Annotated in this window: 4 protein-coding genes and 1 pseudogene; all 5 read left to right on the forward strand. The window is 65.5% G+C overall.

What is annotated here, in order from left to right; translation table 11 throughout:
• Positions 1-124: 124 nt before the first annotated feature.
• The 5 genes and pseudogenes from CFB49_RS18745 (at position 125) to CFB49_RS18760 (ending at position 15,849) form a co-directional block, all read left to right on the forward strand.
• Positions 125-11,950, forward strand: a complete 11,826-nt coding sequence (locus CFB49_RS18745) for a two-partner secretion domain-containing protein (RefSeq protein WP_249190421.1) — start codon at positions 125-127, stop codon at positions 11,948-11,950.
• Positions 11,947-12,330, forward strand: a complete 384-nt coding sequence (locus tag CFB49_RS35770) for a hypothetical protein (RefSeq protein ID WP_143328611.1) — start codon at positions 11,947-11,949, stop codon at positions 12,328-12,330. Before CFB49_RS18745 ends, CFB49_RS35770 begins: the two co-directional genes overlap by 4 nt.
• A 325-nt stretch (positions 12,331-12,655) precedes the next feature.
• Positions 12,656-13,286 (forward strand): annotated as a pseudogene (locus CFB49_RS18750) (IS256 family transposase); the annotation flags it as partial.
• A gap of 721 nt (positions 13,287-14,007) precedes the next feature.
• Entirely contained in the window at positions 14,008-14,940 is a 933-nt protein-coding gene (locus CFB49_RS18755; RefSeq protein ID WP_089436077.1) for a hypothetical protein, read from the forward strand.
• Between the two features lie 90 nt (positions 14,941-15,030).
• On the forward strand, positions 15,031-15,849 hold the full coding sequence (locus CFB49_RS18760; RefSeq protein WP_089492015.1) for a hypothetical protein: 819 nt from the start codon (positions 15,031-15,033) through the stop codon (positions 15,847-15,849).
• Positions 15,850-15,883 lie beyond the last annotated feature (34 nt).

Genomic DNA, 15,883 nt, shown 5'->3' on the forward strand with positions numbered 1-15,883 from the left:
TCGGGCAGCCGCCCGGCGAACACGCATGCGATGCCGGGCGGGGAAACCCGGCATCGCTCGGCGCCACGGTCGGCAGGCCGGTGGCGTACGGCGCGGGACCATGAAACGAAGCGAACAACAGAAGATGAACACGTCCAAGCGTAAGACCTTGCAGCAGCTTGCCGCCGCCGGTGCGGCGCGAATCGGTGCACGTGCGCGGTCGGCGGCAAGTGCGCCGCGATTCTTCGCGGTCGAGCAGGTCGCGGGATCGTACCGCTGGTGGCAGCGTGCGACGAGCGCGCTGCTCGCGCTGGCGATGTTCATCGGACCGATCACGGTCACCGTCGAGCAGGGTCGCGATGCAGCCGGCGTGCTCGGCGCGGGCAATCGCCGTATCGACGACGACGCATGGCAGCGGCTGCTCGATCTCGCGTCGCTGCATGTCCGATTCTCGATGCAGCTCGCGGCCGCCGCGCCCATCGCCGATCCCACGGCGCCGATCTCGTTTCAGCCTGCCATCACGCAGTCGACCGGCGCAGGCGGCGGCGTGCCGGTCGTCAATATCACCGCGCCGAACGCGGCCGGCATTTCGCTGAACCAGTATCAGCAATTCAACATCGATCCGGTCGGGCTGATTCTGAACAACAGCCTGATGTCGGGCACGTCGCTGACGGGCGGCAACGTGCAGGCCAACCCGAACCTGAACGGCCGCACGGCGAGCGTGATCGTCAACCAGATCACGTCGACCGGCAATGCCTACGCGAGCTTGCTGAACGGTCCGCTCGAAGTGTTCGGCGCACCCGCGGCCGTCGTGATCGCGAATCCGAACGGGATCACGACACGCGGCGCCGGCTTCACCAACACGATCGGCGTGACGTTGTCGACCGGCGCGCCGCAATTTCTCAGCGGCGTCGGCGGAAGCGCGACCGACTTCGCGAACGCGAAGGCGCTCGGCTACAACGTGACCGGCGGTCACCTGCAGATCGAAGGCAATGCCGGCGTCAACGGGCCCGGGGCAGGGATCGAGGGGACCGTGGGCACGATCGACCTGATCGGCGAGACGATCGGCATCAACGCGCCGCTCTATGCCGGCACGCGCATCAACGTGATCGCCGGGCGTCAGTTCGTGACACCGGCCGCCGTCGATACCTACGGCACCACGTACGGCACGGCGTCGAACGGCTCGGACAACTCCGCCGCGGCGATCAATGCCGCGAACGGCGGCGCGAATCGTTCGCTCGCGATCGACGCGACCGCGTTCGGCGCGATGACGGCCGGGCAGATCCAGGTGGTGAGCACCGCGGCGGGGATGGGTGTGCGATCCGACGCGCAGCTTGCCGCGAACGCGGGGGACTTGCTGCTGTCGGCGAACGGCGACGTCTCGGTCGCGGGCTCGGCCGCGCAGCAGCAGGCGACGGTCCACAGCGCCGGCAACGTGTCGATGACCGGTACGCACATCGGGGTCGGCGGTTACGCGATCGACGCGAATGGCGACGTGACGTCGACCGGATCGATCCAGTCCGGCGGCAAGCTCACCGTGGCGGCAGGCGGCAACGTGAACGTCGCGAATGCACAGGCGCACGGCGACATGACGGTCGCGGGCGGCACGAACGTCACGCTCGGCGACGTACAGGGCGGCGGTGCGTTGTCCGTTACCGCGCGCGGCGCCGACGGCACGGGCGACGTGAACCTGAACGGCACGTCGGTCGTGACCGGTGCAACGACCGTACAGGCTGCCCGCGACGTCAACGTGAACGGGCAGACGAACAGCGACACGCTGCGCGTAACCGCGCAACGCGATGCGACGGTCAACGCGGCGCTGCAGACCTCCGGCGCGCTGGCGTTGACGGCGACGCAGGGCAGCGTCGCCACGCATGCGACGGTGAAGAGCGGGGGCGATCTTGCGCTGACGTCCGGACAGGACACCGTCGTCGCATCGCAGGCGACCGCGCAGAACGCGGTCAGCGTGCAGACGGGGCGCGACCTGAGCGTGAGCGGGTCGCTCGCGAGCGGAACGACGTTCGCCGCCGATATCGCGCGCGACGCGTCGGTCGGCGGCTCGCTGATGGTCGGGACCGACGCGCGCATGGATGCAGGGCGCAACGTCGATACGTCCGGTGTCGTGATCGTCCAGCGCAACGGGTTACTGAGCGCAGGCAACGACATCACCGGAAGCGGTTCGATCGCATTCGGCCAGAACGGCGCGTTGAACGCCGCGCATGACGTCGCGCTGACTGGCAAGCTGCTCGCCAATGGCCTGCAGGTCGACGCGGGCAACAGCGCGAATCTCGCGACGGTCCAGGCGGGCGGCGCATTCGGTGTGACGGCAAACGGCAATGCTGGCGGCGGCGACGTCGCGTTCAACGGCAATGCGGCTGCACTTGGCGCCGCCGACGTGCGCGCGTCGCGCGACGTCGTCGTGAACGGCACGCTGGCCGGTGGCGCGCAGGTCGCGCTTGCCGCGCAGCGCAACGTGATCGTCGGCGGCAGCGGCACCGTGCAGGCCGTCGGCGATCTGGCGATGACGGCGGCCAGCGGCAGCGTCGCGTCGGCCGGCACGTTGAACGGCGCGGGTGCGCTGGCGGTGCAGGGCGCGCAGGATGTCTCGCTGACCGGCGCGACGACCGTAACGGGCGACGTGTCCGCCACGGCTGGCCGGGATCTCGTGATCGGCGGTGCGTTGGCCGGGCAGGGTGTCGCGACGCTCACGGCCGCGCGCGACATCGTCGCCGGCGGCACCAGCGGCTTCGTGCAGGACACGACGTTGAGCGCGGGGCGCGATATCGGCGTGACCGGTGCGTTCCAGGGGCGCGCCGTCTCGATGACGGCAGCCGGTTCGATCGCGCTGAACGACGTGCAGGCCAACGCGGGGCTTCGGCTCGCGACGCGCACGGGCGACGTTTCGATCGGCGGCAACGTGAACTCGCTGACGAACGGGACGATCGACGCGGCGCGCGACGTGATCGTCAATGGCGCGTTGCGCACGGCAAGCGGCCTGGTCATCGGTGGCGGCCGCAATACGTCGATCGGCGGGACGGTCCAGTCGAACGGCGATGTCGCGCTGGCGAATGCGGCCGGCTCGCTGACGAGCACCGGCAATATCCAGTCGGGCGGCAATCTGTCGGTGAACGCCGCGCAGTCCGTGGATCTGGGCACGCACTCGACGTCGTCGCTCGGCGACCTGACCGTGGACGCGGGACGCGACCTGACGATGAACGGCTCCGTCGTCGCGCAGGGCAACGGCACGCTGAACGCCGGCGGCGCGATAGGCGGCGCGGCCGCCGTTGCGTTCGGGCTCGCGGCGAACCTCGGGTCCGGCGGCGATACGACTCTCACCGGTTCGCTGCGCGGCGGCAACGTGCGGACGACGGCCGGCGGATCGGCCACGCTGCACGACGTGCAGGCTGCATCGGCGCTCGCGCTCAATGCGGCGAACGACCTGAGCGTGACCGGCGCGGTGACGGGCGGCGCGGACGTGGCGCTTGCCGCGGCGCGCAATATCGACATCAGTGGTTCGTTGCAGTCGGCCGGCAACACGTCGCTGCTGGCGACCGGCGGCAGTATCGGGTCGACCGGTGCGATCGCGAGCAATGGCGCGTTCGACGCGCAGGCAGGCAGCGACATCAACCTCGGCGGCAACACGACCGTGTCGCGCGACACGACGCTCGCGGCCGGACGCGACGTCAACGTAAGCGGATCGCTGGCCGGGCAGGGACAAGGCATCGTCAATGCGGCGCGCGACATCGTCGGTGCCGGCACGTTGACGTTCCGCCAGCAGGCCACGCTCGAAGCCGGGCGCGACGTCGCGCAGCGCGGGCTGATCCAGGGGCAGTCGGTCAGCGTGACGGCGGCCGGCAATGCGGCCGTGAACAACGTCGAATCGACCGGCACGATCGCGCTACGCGCGAACGGCACGAATACCGCAACGGGTGCAGGCGATCTGCGCATCGACGGTTCGGTCGCCGCCGCGGGCGCGATCACGGCGTTCGCGCAGAACGACGTTGCGATCGGCGGCAAGGTCGCGAGCGGGTCGACGATCGGCGTGACCGCGCAGCGGGACATCGCCGTGAGCGGCGCGATCGAGTCGGTCGGCGATACGGCGCTCGCTGCGCGGCAAGGCAGCCTCAACGCGACCGGCGGCATCAACAGCGGCGGCAAGCTCGCTATCGCGACCGGCCTCGACCTGTCGCTCGGCGCGAGCACCAGCGCGATCGGCGACGCGACGCTGACGGCCGGCCGCGATGCCACGCTGAACGGCACGATGGTCGGACAGGCGAACGGCACGGTCACGGCCGCACACGACATCAACGGCGGCGGCAAGCAGGCGTTTGCCGCGACCGCGACCTATGCGGCGCAGCACGACGTCGCGCTGACCGGCGGCATGCAGGCGGCCGCGATCACGGTGACGGGCGGGAACAACGCGACGCTGCACGATGCGTCGTCGTCGACCACGTTGACGCTGGCGGCGAACGGCAATGCCGGCGAAGGCGATGCGGGCGTCACGGGTGCGGCGTCCGCGCAGGGGGCGGCGAACGTGACGGCGGCGCGGGACGTGTCGATCGGCGGCACCCTCGGCAGCGGCGATGCGCTCGCATTGACCGCGCAACGCAACGTGGCGGTTAGCGGCGGCGTGGAGTCGAACGGCGACCTGAATACGACCGCCGCGAACGGTAGCGTCATGCTCACGGGGTCGACCACGACGGCGGGCGCGTTCAACAGCCTTTCCGGGCTCGATACGCAGCTCGGCGGCCAGATCGCGGTGGCGAAGTCGACGAACGTGCAGGCCGGCCGCGATATCGCGTTGACGGGGACACTCGCGGGTCAACGCGACGGCACGCTGAGCGCGGGCCGCGACATCAACGGTGCGGGCGCCGCGGCATTCGCCCAGGCGGCGACACTCGATGCCGCGCACGACGTCGCGCTGACGGGTGCGCTGCAAGCCGCGGCCGTCAATGTGACGGGCGGCAACAATGCGGGGCTCGGCACGGTTCAGGCCGTCAACGGCAATCTCGACGTCACCGCGAAGGGCGGTGCCGGCGGCGGCGATGTGACGCTCGGCGGAGCGGCCACCGCATTCGGCGCGATGCAACTGCAAGCCGCACGGGACGCGTCCGTTGCGGGCGCAATCAATACCGGTGGCACGACGGCGATCAATGCGGCGCGCAGTGTCGCGCTGTCGGCGGTGAATTCGGCGGATGATCTCGCCGTGATCGCTTCGGGTGGCGACGCGCGTGCGACGAGCCTGACGACGCAGGGCAACCTGAGCGTTGGCGCCGCACAGGACATCGCGGTGACGGGGCAGAGTGTCGCGGGTGGCAATGCTTCGCTGAACGCGGGCCGCGACATGGCGCTCGCAGGCGTGGGCGCGCAGCAAAGCGGCACGCTGACGGCGGGTGGCTCGGTGACTGCCGACGCGATCGCGTTCGCGCACCAGGCGAGCGTCACCGCGGGCGGCAATATCGCGGTGACGGGTAACGTCGCGACCAACGGCGATCTCGCGATGACCGCCGGCAACGACTTGTCGGCCGGCTCGGTGCAGGCGGGCGGCGCGATCGGATTGCGGGCGCAGGGCCATAACGGCGCCGGCGACGTGATGGTGAACGGCGCGGTGACGTCGGGCAACGCGACGACGATCGTGGCCGCGCGCGATGCGGGGATCGGTGCCGCGTCCAGCGGCGGTGCGCTGAACGTCACGGCCGGGCGCTCGCTCGGTGTCGCGGGCGCGATCAATGCGACCGGCGACGCGACGCTGACCGCGACGGCGGGCAATCTCGGTGTCGGCGGCGCGGTCATGTCGACCGGGAATGTGCGGGCCAATGCGGGCGGCGGACTCGCGCTGCTTTCCGGCGGGCTCGTGAACGGCGATACGACGTTGACGTCGGGCGGTGCGATGACGCTCGGCGGCGCGCTGTTCGGTCTCGGGGCCGCCAGTATCAACGCGGGCGGTGCGCTCGGCGGCGGCGCGGCACTGACGTACGGCAAGGACATCGCCGTCAATGCCGGAAACAGCATCACGCTCGGCGCGATTCAGGGCGCCGGCAAGTTGACGGCGGTGTCCGGCGGCGACATGTCGCTCGGTGCGACCACCGCGGTCGGCGACGTGTCGGCAAAGTCGACGGGCGGCAGCGTGTCGTTCGGCGGCTTGTTGCAGTCGGGCGGCAATGTCGCGGTTCAGGCCGCGAACAACGTGTCGCTCGCGGGCGGTGTGGGTTCGATGGGGACGGTCGACGTCAACGGCATCGGCGGCAACGTGTCGGTCGCGGGCGTGTCGGCGAACGGCGACGCGACGCTGCATGCCGGACAAACCGTCGCATTGACCGGCAACAGCATCGTTGCGGGGCAACTGGGCGTGTCGGGCGGCAACGTCACGCTGAGCGGTTCGGCCGTCGGATCGAAGAACGTGACCGTTTCCGCGCAGGGAACGGTCGATGCCGGCAATGCATCACTCGTCGCATCGCAGAACCTGCAGGTGAACGGCGCGAACGTGACGCTCGGCAATGCGACGGTCGGCGGCGCGCTCACCGCGCAGGCATCGAATCAGCTCACGCTGGCGGGCGGGAAGGCGGTGAACGTCGTCGGCAACGCGACGCTGGCTTCGCAGAACGGCTTGTATAACGCCGCGAACGTGCTGGCCGGATCGCTCAACGTGTCGGCGCCGAACCTGACGAATGCGGCCGGTGCGTCGCTCGCGTCGATCGGCACGACGACGATCAATGCATCGAGCTTCGCGAACGCCGGGCTGGTGAACGGGACGACGACCAACGTCACCGTCGGCGGGGCGCTGACGAACGTGGGCGGCTCGCTGATGGCGGTGAACGCGCTCAACGTCAATACCGGGACGCTGAACAACCAGAACGGGATCGTTTTTGCCGGCAATCCGCAGGCGGCGACCGGTGCGACCGGCGACGTGTCGCTGACGATCAATGGCGGCAACGGCGCGTTCTACAACGCCGGCGGACAGCTGCTCGCGCAACGGAACATGGGGATCAGCGCGGTCAACATGGCGTTCGATCCGTCGCAGGGGACGATCAGCCAGGGCGGCAACCTGTCGATCACGGCCGGGTACGTGAATGTCGGCGGCACGTGGAATTACGGCGGGCAGAGCGTTTCGCTGACGGGGCTGAACGGGATCACGAACAACGGCATGATCACCGGGACGTCGCCGTTGACGCTGACGGCAGGCGGCAGCTTCGAGAATCACGGGCAGGTCACCGGGGCGGATGTGACGTTCAACGGCACGCTGAACAATGCGGCCGGGGCGGTGGTGCACGCGGATAACGCGTTGACGCTGAATGGCGATACGACGAACCGCGGGACGGTCGAGGCCGGCAGTGTGCTGACCGTGAACGGGGGGAATTACGACAACCAGGGTGCGACGACGCAGTCGAAGGGGGATGCGAATTTCAATCTCGGCGGTTCGCTGCTCAATACGGGCGGCTCGATATTCGCCGGCCGGAACATTGGCATCTCTGCGGCGCAGGTGATCAACGATCAGACTGCTCCGCAGGGGGCCATCACGACGACCACGCAGGTCAACGACCCGGCGCTCCTGATGTCAGGGTCGGTGGGCTGGGTGGTCGTTGGCTACGAAGATGTCAAAAATGGAGACCATGGCTATGTCCAGGCTGCGTACAAATCGCTGCCTGCGACGCTCGGTGGCCTGCTGGCGCCGACGGGCTCGACCACGAACACCAGTTTGATGTCGGCTTCCGATCCGGTGGCGACGTCCGGCACGGTGACGTTCTATCAATACAACGTACAGACCGGCACCAATGACCACGGTGTTTCGCAGTCTTCAAACTACTGGTTCGTCGGAACCGGGCCCGGGGCCGGTGCACTCAAATCGGCGACGTTCACATTGCCGACGGTCTATCAAACGACGACTACCCAGCAAGCCGGAACGTCGGGCGTGATTTCCGCCGGCGGCTCGATCTCGCTGACTGCCGGTACCTTGTCCAATAAGGGCGGGCAGATCGCGGCGCAAGGCAACATCGCGCTCAACGTCCAGTCGTTGAGCAACGGCGCGGTTGCGCCGACCATGACGGTCAACAACTCGACTTATGTCGATCAGGCCCAGTACGCGAACTTTCTGGCGCAGCTTGCGGCGCTCGGAACGATCGGGGTCCAGGGCACCGGCAATCCGACCGGCGCTTTCAATTGCGACGGCGGCAACTATTGCCAGGTGGGTCAGCCTTACCTGCCGACGACGTTCCAGATCAACAAGGGAGCAGTTGCGCCTGCGGCTACCGGCACGGTGACCTTCACTACGCCGACCGGCATGATCGCGGCGGGCAGCAACCTGACGGTCGGCGGCGGCAATCTGACCAACGAGGGTCTGCTGTATGCCGGCAACAACGTCGCTATCACGTCCGGCACGCTCACCAACCAGGGTGGCAACCAGCAGAACTATGCGAGCCAGGTCGGCTGCGCATCCGGCGTGCCGAACTCCGCCTGCGGCAACGCAGGCCAACCGCGCGGCAACAACCCGACCACGACGACGTTCGGCTACAGCCAGAACGACGCGACGATCTATGCGGGCCACGATCTCGTGATCGCGGCCGGCCAGATCAACAATACGTACGGCAACCTGCTCGCAGGCCACGACATCGTCATCGGCGGTGTCGGCACGACCGCAAGCTCGACCACGCCCGCACAGAGCCTGAACAACACGTCCGGCAACATCGTCGCGGGCAACGACATCAAGCTCAACGTATCGGGCGCGATCACCAACAATCTGCCGCCACCCGTACCGGTACACGAGAACTACGGCAAGCACGAGCAATACTCGGGCTGCATGACGGCCGGCGGCTACAAGGAAAGCTACTGCGAGGGCTATGTCGACCAGCAGTCGGGCAGCTCGTCGGTGATCAGCGCGGGCAACAACCTGCAGATCAATGCGGGTAGCCTGACGAACATCGGCAGCCTGATCGCGGCCGGCAACACCGCGACGATCGCCGTCGCAGGTCCCGTCGTGAACGAGGCGCAGGTGCTGAACGCCTACTGGCACTCGCATTGGGTGCAGGAAACCGGCATGTTCAGCAGCGACAAGCGTCACGACGTCTGGGCGTGCGGTACGCCGGAGCAGTGCAAGGCCTTGTACGGGAGCGCATACACGAGCACGGGCGGCACTATCGATCCGCCGACGCCGGTCGGCAACATCGCGGCGACGATCCAGGCGCCGAACCTGTCGATCTCGTCGGGCGGGCAGATCCAGAACGTGGGCAACGTGATCGGCACGTATGTGTCGTTGACGGGCCAGAAGCTGATCAACGGGATCACGACCGCGAACACCTACACGCCGCGTGTCAATGCGCCGTCGCAGGTCATTTCGCTGAGCCCGGTGGACTTGCCGGGGCTGAACCTGTCGGTGCCTCGTGCCGTCGGCACCGGCAAGCTGCCGACACCGATCGCGGGCGCTGCGTCGTACGTCGACGCGTCGCTCGGCGGTTCCGTGCTCGGTTCGCTCGGGCCGCAGGACTTGCTGAACAATCTGCCGTCGGCGCTGCAGCCTTCGTCGACGCTGTTCTATTACAACCCGCAGGAAGAGGACCTGCTGTTGCAGCAGGCGGCGCTGAAGCAGACAGGCAAGTCGAGCTTCGTCGACGGGCTGACGTACGACAACGAGAAAAACCTGTCGGTGACGGCGCAGGAAAAGATGTACCTGTACCAGAACGCGATCGATTACTCGAAGGCGCACGACCTGCAACTGGGCGCCGCGCTGACGCAGGAGCAGATCAACACGCTCGACAAGCCGATGCTGTGGTACGTCGAGCAGACGGTGCCGGACCCGTCGTGTCACGCGACGGGAGCGGCGACGTGCCCGACGATTACCGCGCTGATGCCGCAGGTGTATCTGCCGCAGGACACGCAGGCGCTGTCGGCGGGCGGCAACATCTCCGGGCATGACGTCACGCTGAAGTTCAATCAGGACGGTAACGGCAGCATCCTCAATACGGGGAGCATCACCGCGTCGGGGACGCTGAGCGTCGACACGCACACGCTGACGAACCAGGCGAATCAGGTTGATGTCGGCGAGATCTGGCAGAAGGTCGATGGCGGGTATCTGAAGACGACCGGGACGGTGGTGCAGCCCGGTGGGTTCATGAGCGCGGCGAACATGGATCTGAACGTGCAGACGCTCGATCAGATTGGTGGGGCGCTGCAGAAGTTGAATGCAGACGGCACGGTCGATCAGGCTGGTACGCAGCAGGCACTCGCAAACCTGCAGCAGCAACTCGGCGTGAACTTTACGCAGACGTCAGTCAGTGATCACCTGCATTCGGACTTCGTGCAGGAGGGCGGCGGGCTGCCGACGTTTGCCATTGCGGCCATCGCGATCGCAGCGTCGATCGTGACGGCGGGCGCCGCCGCTGCCGCCGCGGGCGTTGTGATGACGCAGCTGTCGGTCGGTTCGGTAATGATCGGCGCACTTGGCGGCATGGTTGGAAGCATTACCAGTCAAGCGTTTTCGGGGGATGGGCTGAACTTCGGGCGGATCCTCCAGGCGGGAGCGCTCGGCGCATTGACGGCCGGCGTCATGGCTGGGACGGGTCTCGCTAATCTTCAGGGTTTGCAGGATCTCGGTCGAACAATCGGAACCGGTGGAGCGGTCTCGATGGGGCAACTCGGCCAGGTGTTGGAGAAGATTGTTGAGCGCGGCGTCGTGTCGGCCGCAATTAATACGGCCGTATCCGGAGGCAGCTTCGGCAGTGCGCTTGCGAACAGCATGATCAGCGATCTCGGTATGGTCGGCGCAGGTGCGATCGGTGTCGCTTCCACAGACAACACGTCAATGCTCGCAGAAGGGAGCCCTGGATACGTATTGGCCCATGCCGGATTGGGATGTGCATTGTCGGCGGCGAAAGGAACGGGGTGTGCAAGTGGAGCGATTGGCGGAGCGGCCAGCGCCTTGGTTGCTCCGGTCGTGCGCGATGCGTTGTACAACGGCCAGGACAACACCAACTATGTGGAGCGTGCGGACGGCACCGTTGAGAAAGTAACGGGCTTTGACGATCCGGGGCTCAATGCGCTGACCGCGGGGATCTCCACGATGGCTGGAGGTGCGCTGGCCAGCGCAGCGGGACAGAACACTTCCGGCGCAACCTTTGCAGCTGAGAACGAGGTGCTGAACAATGCACTGAGTCGGAAGTATGCGCCGCTCAAGGCTCAATTGGATGCCTGCGGCGGACAACCGAAATCATGCTATGTCGAGGCGCTGAAATCGACGCAGGACGCCTACGAACAATCCAGGCAGGACGTGGCGGCATCATGCGGTGCTGGTGGCAGCAGTGCGTCGTGCAAGACCGCACAGGCTGACATGGCGCAGTTGTACGTCAATCAGAAGGCGCTTGCGCAGTCCGTCGCGACGATGACGGACAACAACACGATCGCGTCCAACGCGATTCACAACGTCGTGTCCGCCGGCGTCGGGCTGCTTGCAGGCAGTATTCTTGGCAGAATTATTGGAGCAGTGCGTGGCTTTGGTGCTTCGTCGTCGGTTACCGTTGGCACAGCTTCGGAGCCGCTCACGGTGGGCGACGAGCCCTATGCGGGTCCGGGTAAGACTTGGGATGGAGGAATGTCGCATCCGGTTGCTTCCAATGTGGGCGGAACCACAAGCAGCACGGCTACTGCTGGAAGCGCGGCGAACATGACAGCTTCTGTGCAGCTTCGCACGCAGTTGGCGTTTGAGGAGGCTGGTATTCTTGACGCGAATGGTTTGCTGACGCAGTCGGCGATTCGAAATTCGGATCCGATTCCGCTCGCGGAGGGGAAAATCAAGAACCCGGTCGTCGTGCAGGAACTCACGCGCGACGGCTCGGCCATCACCGACTGGGGGAAGTACACGACGCAATCGGCGAAGATGCCTAACGGGCAGTCAATGCAAATTCACTACTACATGAATACGGTGACGGGTAAGGTTGATTACGTCACGTCTGATTTCAAAGTTAAGGGTATTGTCAAACCATGAAGGTTAAATATTGCAAGGTGCAAGCGCATGGCGGGCAAGAAGCTGACCCGAGTTTTACATTGGGAAATACGTATGTGGTTCTCGGCGTCCGCTTTCTGCCGGAAGCACGGCCAGCGATGATTATTGTCCAGCGTGACTCGGATGGAGCTCCGGTCATGGCGGAGCTTCGCAATTTCGACATTGTCGATTCAGCTATTCCGACCGGCTGGTGCCTCTCCGATTTTGGTGGTGGCTCCTATGCCATTGAGCCAAGCGCATTTTCAGGAGATTTCTGGGATCGATATCATGATGCTAATCCCGATGCGGAGAAGGTGTTCTCGCAAGTGGTAGAAGTGCTCGCCGCCTTTCATGCGGGAGTGGTTCCTCGTGCTGCCAAGTAACAAAGTGTTGTTTGTTTTGGGGCTTGAGTCTGCGAGTTTTCGACAGGCTTGGACTTGCCCCCTGTATGACCGGACACGAGGTCACGCTTAGGTTGGAGAATTTGAACCGCTTGGATTTCTTGGACAGTGCCGAGCGTTAGTATTCGGTCTTTCATGAGCCTTCGGCCGTAGGCCGAAGGCTGTATTGCCCGGCGAATGCGCCCGGCGTTAGATCCTTGAGCGCCATGTGAGGTCGAGTCTCATTGTAGTCATGTGCCGTCGCGGCGCGCGCCGGGCCTGTCAGGAATTTCGTGTTTAAGGCATAACATGCTCTCATGGAGAGTGTATGCCTCGCAAACCGAAAGCCCAAGCGGTGGAACTGCCGGCAATTCCGGCCGAACTGCTTGAGCAGTTTGGCAACGGTCCGATGACCACCGAAGCCATCAATGCCGCGACGCTGGCGCTCAAGCAGACACTGATCGAGCGAGCGCTAAGCGGCGAGATGAGTCATCATCTCGGCTACCCTGCCGGTGCGGCCAAGCCGGCCAACGCCACGAATCAGCGCAACGGGCGGGGCGCCAAGACGGTCCTGACCGAAGACGGCCCGATTCGTATCAAGTTGCCTCGCGACCGCGACGGCAGCTTCGAACCATCCTGATACCCAAGCACGAACGGCGCTTCACCGGCTTCGACGGCAAGATCGTTGCCATGTATGCCCGGGGCATGACCGTGCGCGAGATTCAGGGCTTCCTGCTGGAGCAATACGGTACCGAGGTCTCGCCCGACTTCATCAGTTCCGTGACCGACGAGGTCATGGCCGAAGTGACTGCCTGGCAGGTAGACCGCTTGAGCCGATGTACCCGGTCGTGTTCTTCGACGCCCTTCGGGTCAAGATTCGTGAAGACGCCGTCGTGCGCAACAAGGCGGTGTACCTGGCGCTGGGCGTGCTGCCTGACGGCACCCGTGACATTCTGGGCCGTGTAATTACTCAACCCGCCGTGAACACGGAAATCCTGACACCCCCTTGGATGCGCGGCCGATGACGCGGCGGGCGGGTCTCCAGCAGAAGCTTGGCGCGCCTCAACGTCAGTGCAGGGTGAAAACGACTTTGAGCGACCACCTTCACGACGCATCCGTGAGGATGCTCGGTTCGTCCGGGATCACGCGGATTAACCACATCACCTGACCCCGCGCCCGGGCGAGAACGGGAATGCTTCGAGCGACAAAGTCCCTAGAAAATTCCCTCGATAAACCCACCCTAAAGAAATCCCCACCACCGCCGTTACCTTCCTCGGTAGCTCAAAAAAGTATTATTAGAGCCGTAGAACCAAACCACACGACCAGATAACCGAGGGGGCGCGCGGCCGGCGAAGCCGTGCGCAGTATAGAAGATGGGATGCACCGATTCGATTGGGCGCGCAGGCACCGGGGGCTGGCGCGCGCTGCGCCTTTGCCTTGCCGCGGCATGCTGCTGCACGCGGATCTCACCGTTGCGTGCGCGCTCCCGCACGACCACCCCTCCACGCTCGTCCCCGTCGTGCCGACTATCCGGCAACCGACGCCCCCCTCATCGCGCTTCCCCAACACATCACTCCAAGCACCCCACATCGCTCGAGGAGGCCCAAGCACCACACCAGAAAAGTAATGCGATTCGAATCTAGACCACTAAAAAAACGCATCAAATAATCGAGGATTGAATTGAACAAGCATTCCCTTTGCCTGCTGGCAGCAGCCGCGATCTCGGTATTCGTCGTCGCCGGTTGCGGCGGCGGTGACGGCTCGTCGAACGCAAGCAGCGGCACGCCCGCCAACACCGGCGGCGCCAACAACGCAGCCAGCGCACCGACCGTCGCGTCCACACCCCTCGCAGCACCGCCGGCAAGCGCCCCCGTCGCATCGTCACAGCCGGTGACGGTCGGCGAGGCACTGCCCAGCCTGACGACCCCGCAAACCGGTTCGACGGCCGCAACGGCAACCGGCCCGGTCGGGATCTGGTCGGCATCCGGCAACCTCGGCTACTCGACGATCGCCCTGATCGACCCGCACAACAACCTGAGCACGCTCAATCTGCTCGGATCGTTCGTGATGTCCGACGATTTCTCGACCCTGACCGTCAACGGCTCGACGTGGTCGATCGCGCCGGGTATCAACTTTGCAGGAACGAGCGGCATCGTCACGAAGATCGATTCGGGCTCGGGCGCATACAGCCCGCAGCAGACGTTGTCCGGCACGATCACCCGCAACGGTACGGCGTCGAATTTCACGTGGACCTACAACGCCGCGAACGCACTTGCCGTCACGCAGGACAGCGTGGTGGGCACGTGGGCGACGACCAACGCGTCGTTCGCGATTGCATCGGGCGGTACGCTGACCGGCACGCTGAGCGGTTGCAACCTGAGCGGCACGCTGCTGCTTTCCACGCCCGGCTCGAACCAGAACATGTACGACATGACGGTGACGGCCTCCGCGTCGACGGGCTGCAAGCTGCCGGCCGGCGTTCCGCTATCGGGCAGCGCCGCGATCATGTTCGTGCCGATCACGGGAACCAACGGCTTCAAGCGCTCGATCCTCTACGTACTGCGCGCGGCTGACTACAGCTTCATCGCGTACGGTCAGGTGATCAAACAATAAACGCACGGCCGAGCCGCACACGGCGCGTCGACGCACCGCGTGCGGCGGCCCGATGAATACGTTCCGTCAACAACGAAAGCCACTCATCCAATGAAGAACTTCTCCAAAGCCACCCTGTTAGGTTGCGGCCTGCTCGTGACGCTGCTGTCCGGCTGCACCACGTTGCCGAATACCGACATGAAACCCGAGGCGCGTCAGAAGCTGCATTCGATCGCGATGCTCGACGTCACCGAGCCGAAGCGTGTCTCGGTCCTCAATCTCGGCGGCGCGGCGGGCGGGTTCGGCCTGATCGGCGCGCTCGCGCAAGTGGCCGTCAACGCGAGCCATACGAGCACGTACACGGATCACGTGGCGGCCGGCAAGATCGTGTTCGCACCGGACATCTCGGAAGGCGTGGCGGGCCGCCTCACCGGCAACGGCTATCAGGTCGTGAAGCTGGACGGCCAGAAGGTGAAGCTCTCCGATGACGGCAAGTCGGACGACTACTCGGCGATCCAGACCGACGCGGATGCGATCATGAACGTGTGGTTCTCGTCGTTCGGCTACATCTCGCCGCCCCAGCAGCTTGACTACATTCCGTGGGTCGTCATCCGCGCGCGCATTCTCGACGCGAAGACGAAGCAGGACCTCTATTACAAGACGTTCGCGTGCGGCTACGACGTCAAGGCGAACAGCGTCCACGTCGACAGCGATTTCGCATACACGTACGGCAGCTTCAGCGATCTCGAGAAGAATTTCGACAAGTCGGTGGAAGGGATCAAATCGTGCGAGAAGTCGGTCGCGGACATGATCGGTCGGGATCTGGCACGTACGCCGGCGCCGGCCACTGCTGCCACGACGATGACGACGCCTGCAGCCGCTGCGACGTCCACTGCCACAGCCACAGCCACGGCGTCGAACAAACTTTGACGCGCCTGCAGGATCGTCGCGATATGCGCTGCGA

The sequence above is a fragment of the Burkholderia sp. AU17457 genome (genome assembly GCF_002223255.1).
GTDB classification, from domain to species: Bacteria; Pseudomonadota; Gammaproteobacteria; order Burkholderiales; family Burkholderiaceae; genus Burkholderia; species Burkholderia sola.

Bases quoted from the DNA above. Each gene is read 5' to 3' on its own strand.
- CFB49_RS18745 (WP_249190421.1), top strand. From the start codon at position 125: ATGAACACGTCCAAGCGTAAGACCTTGCAGCAGCTTGCCGCCGCCGGT.
- CFB49_RS35770 (WP_143328611.1), top strand. From the start codon at position 11,947: ATGAAGGTTAAATATTGCAAGGTGCAAGCGCATGGCGGGCAAGAAGCT.
- CFB49_RS18760 (WP_089492015.1), top strand. From the start codon at position 15,031: ATGAAGAACTTCTCCAAAGCCACCCTGTTAGGTTGCGGCCTGCTCGTG.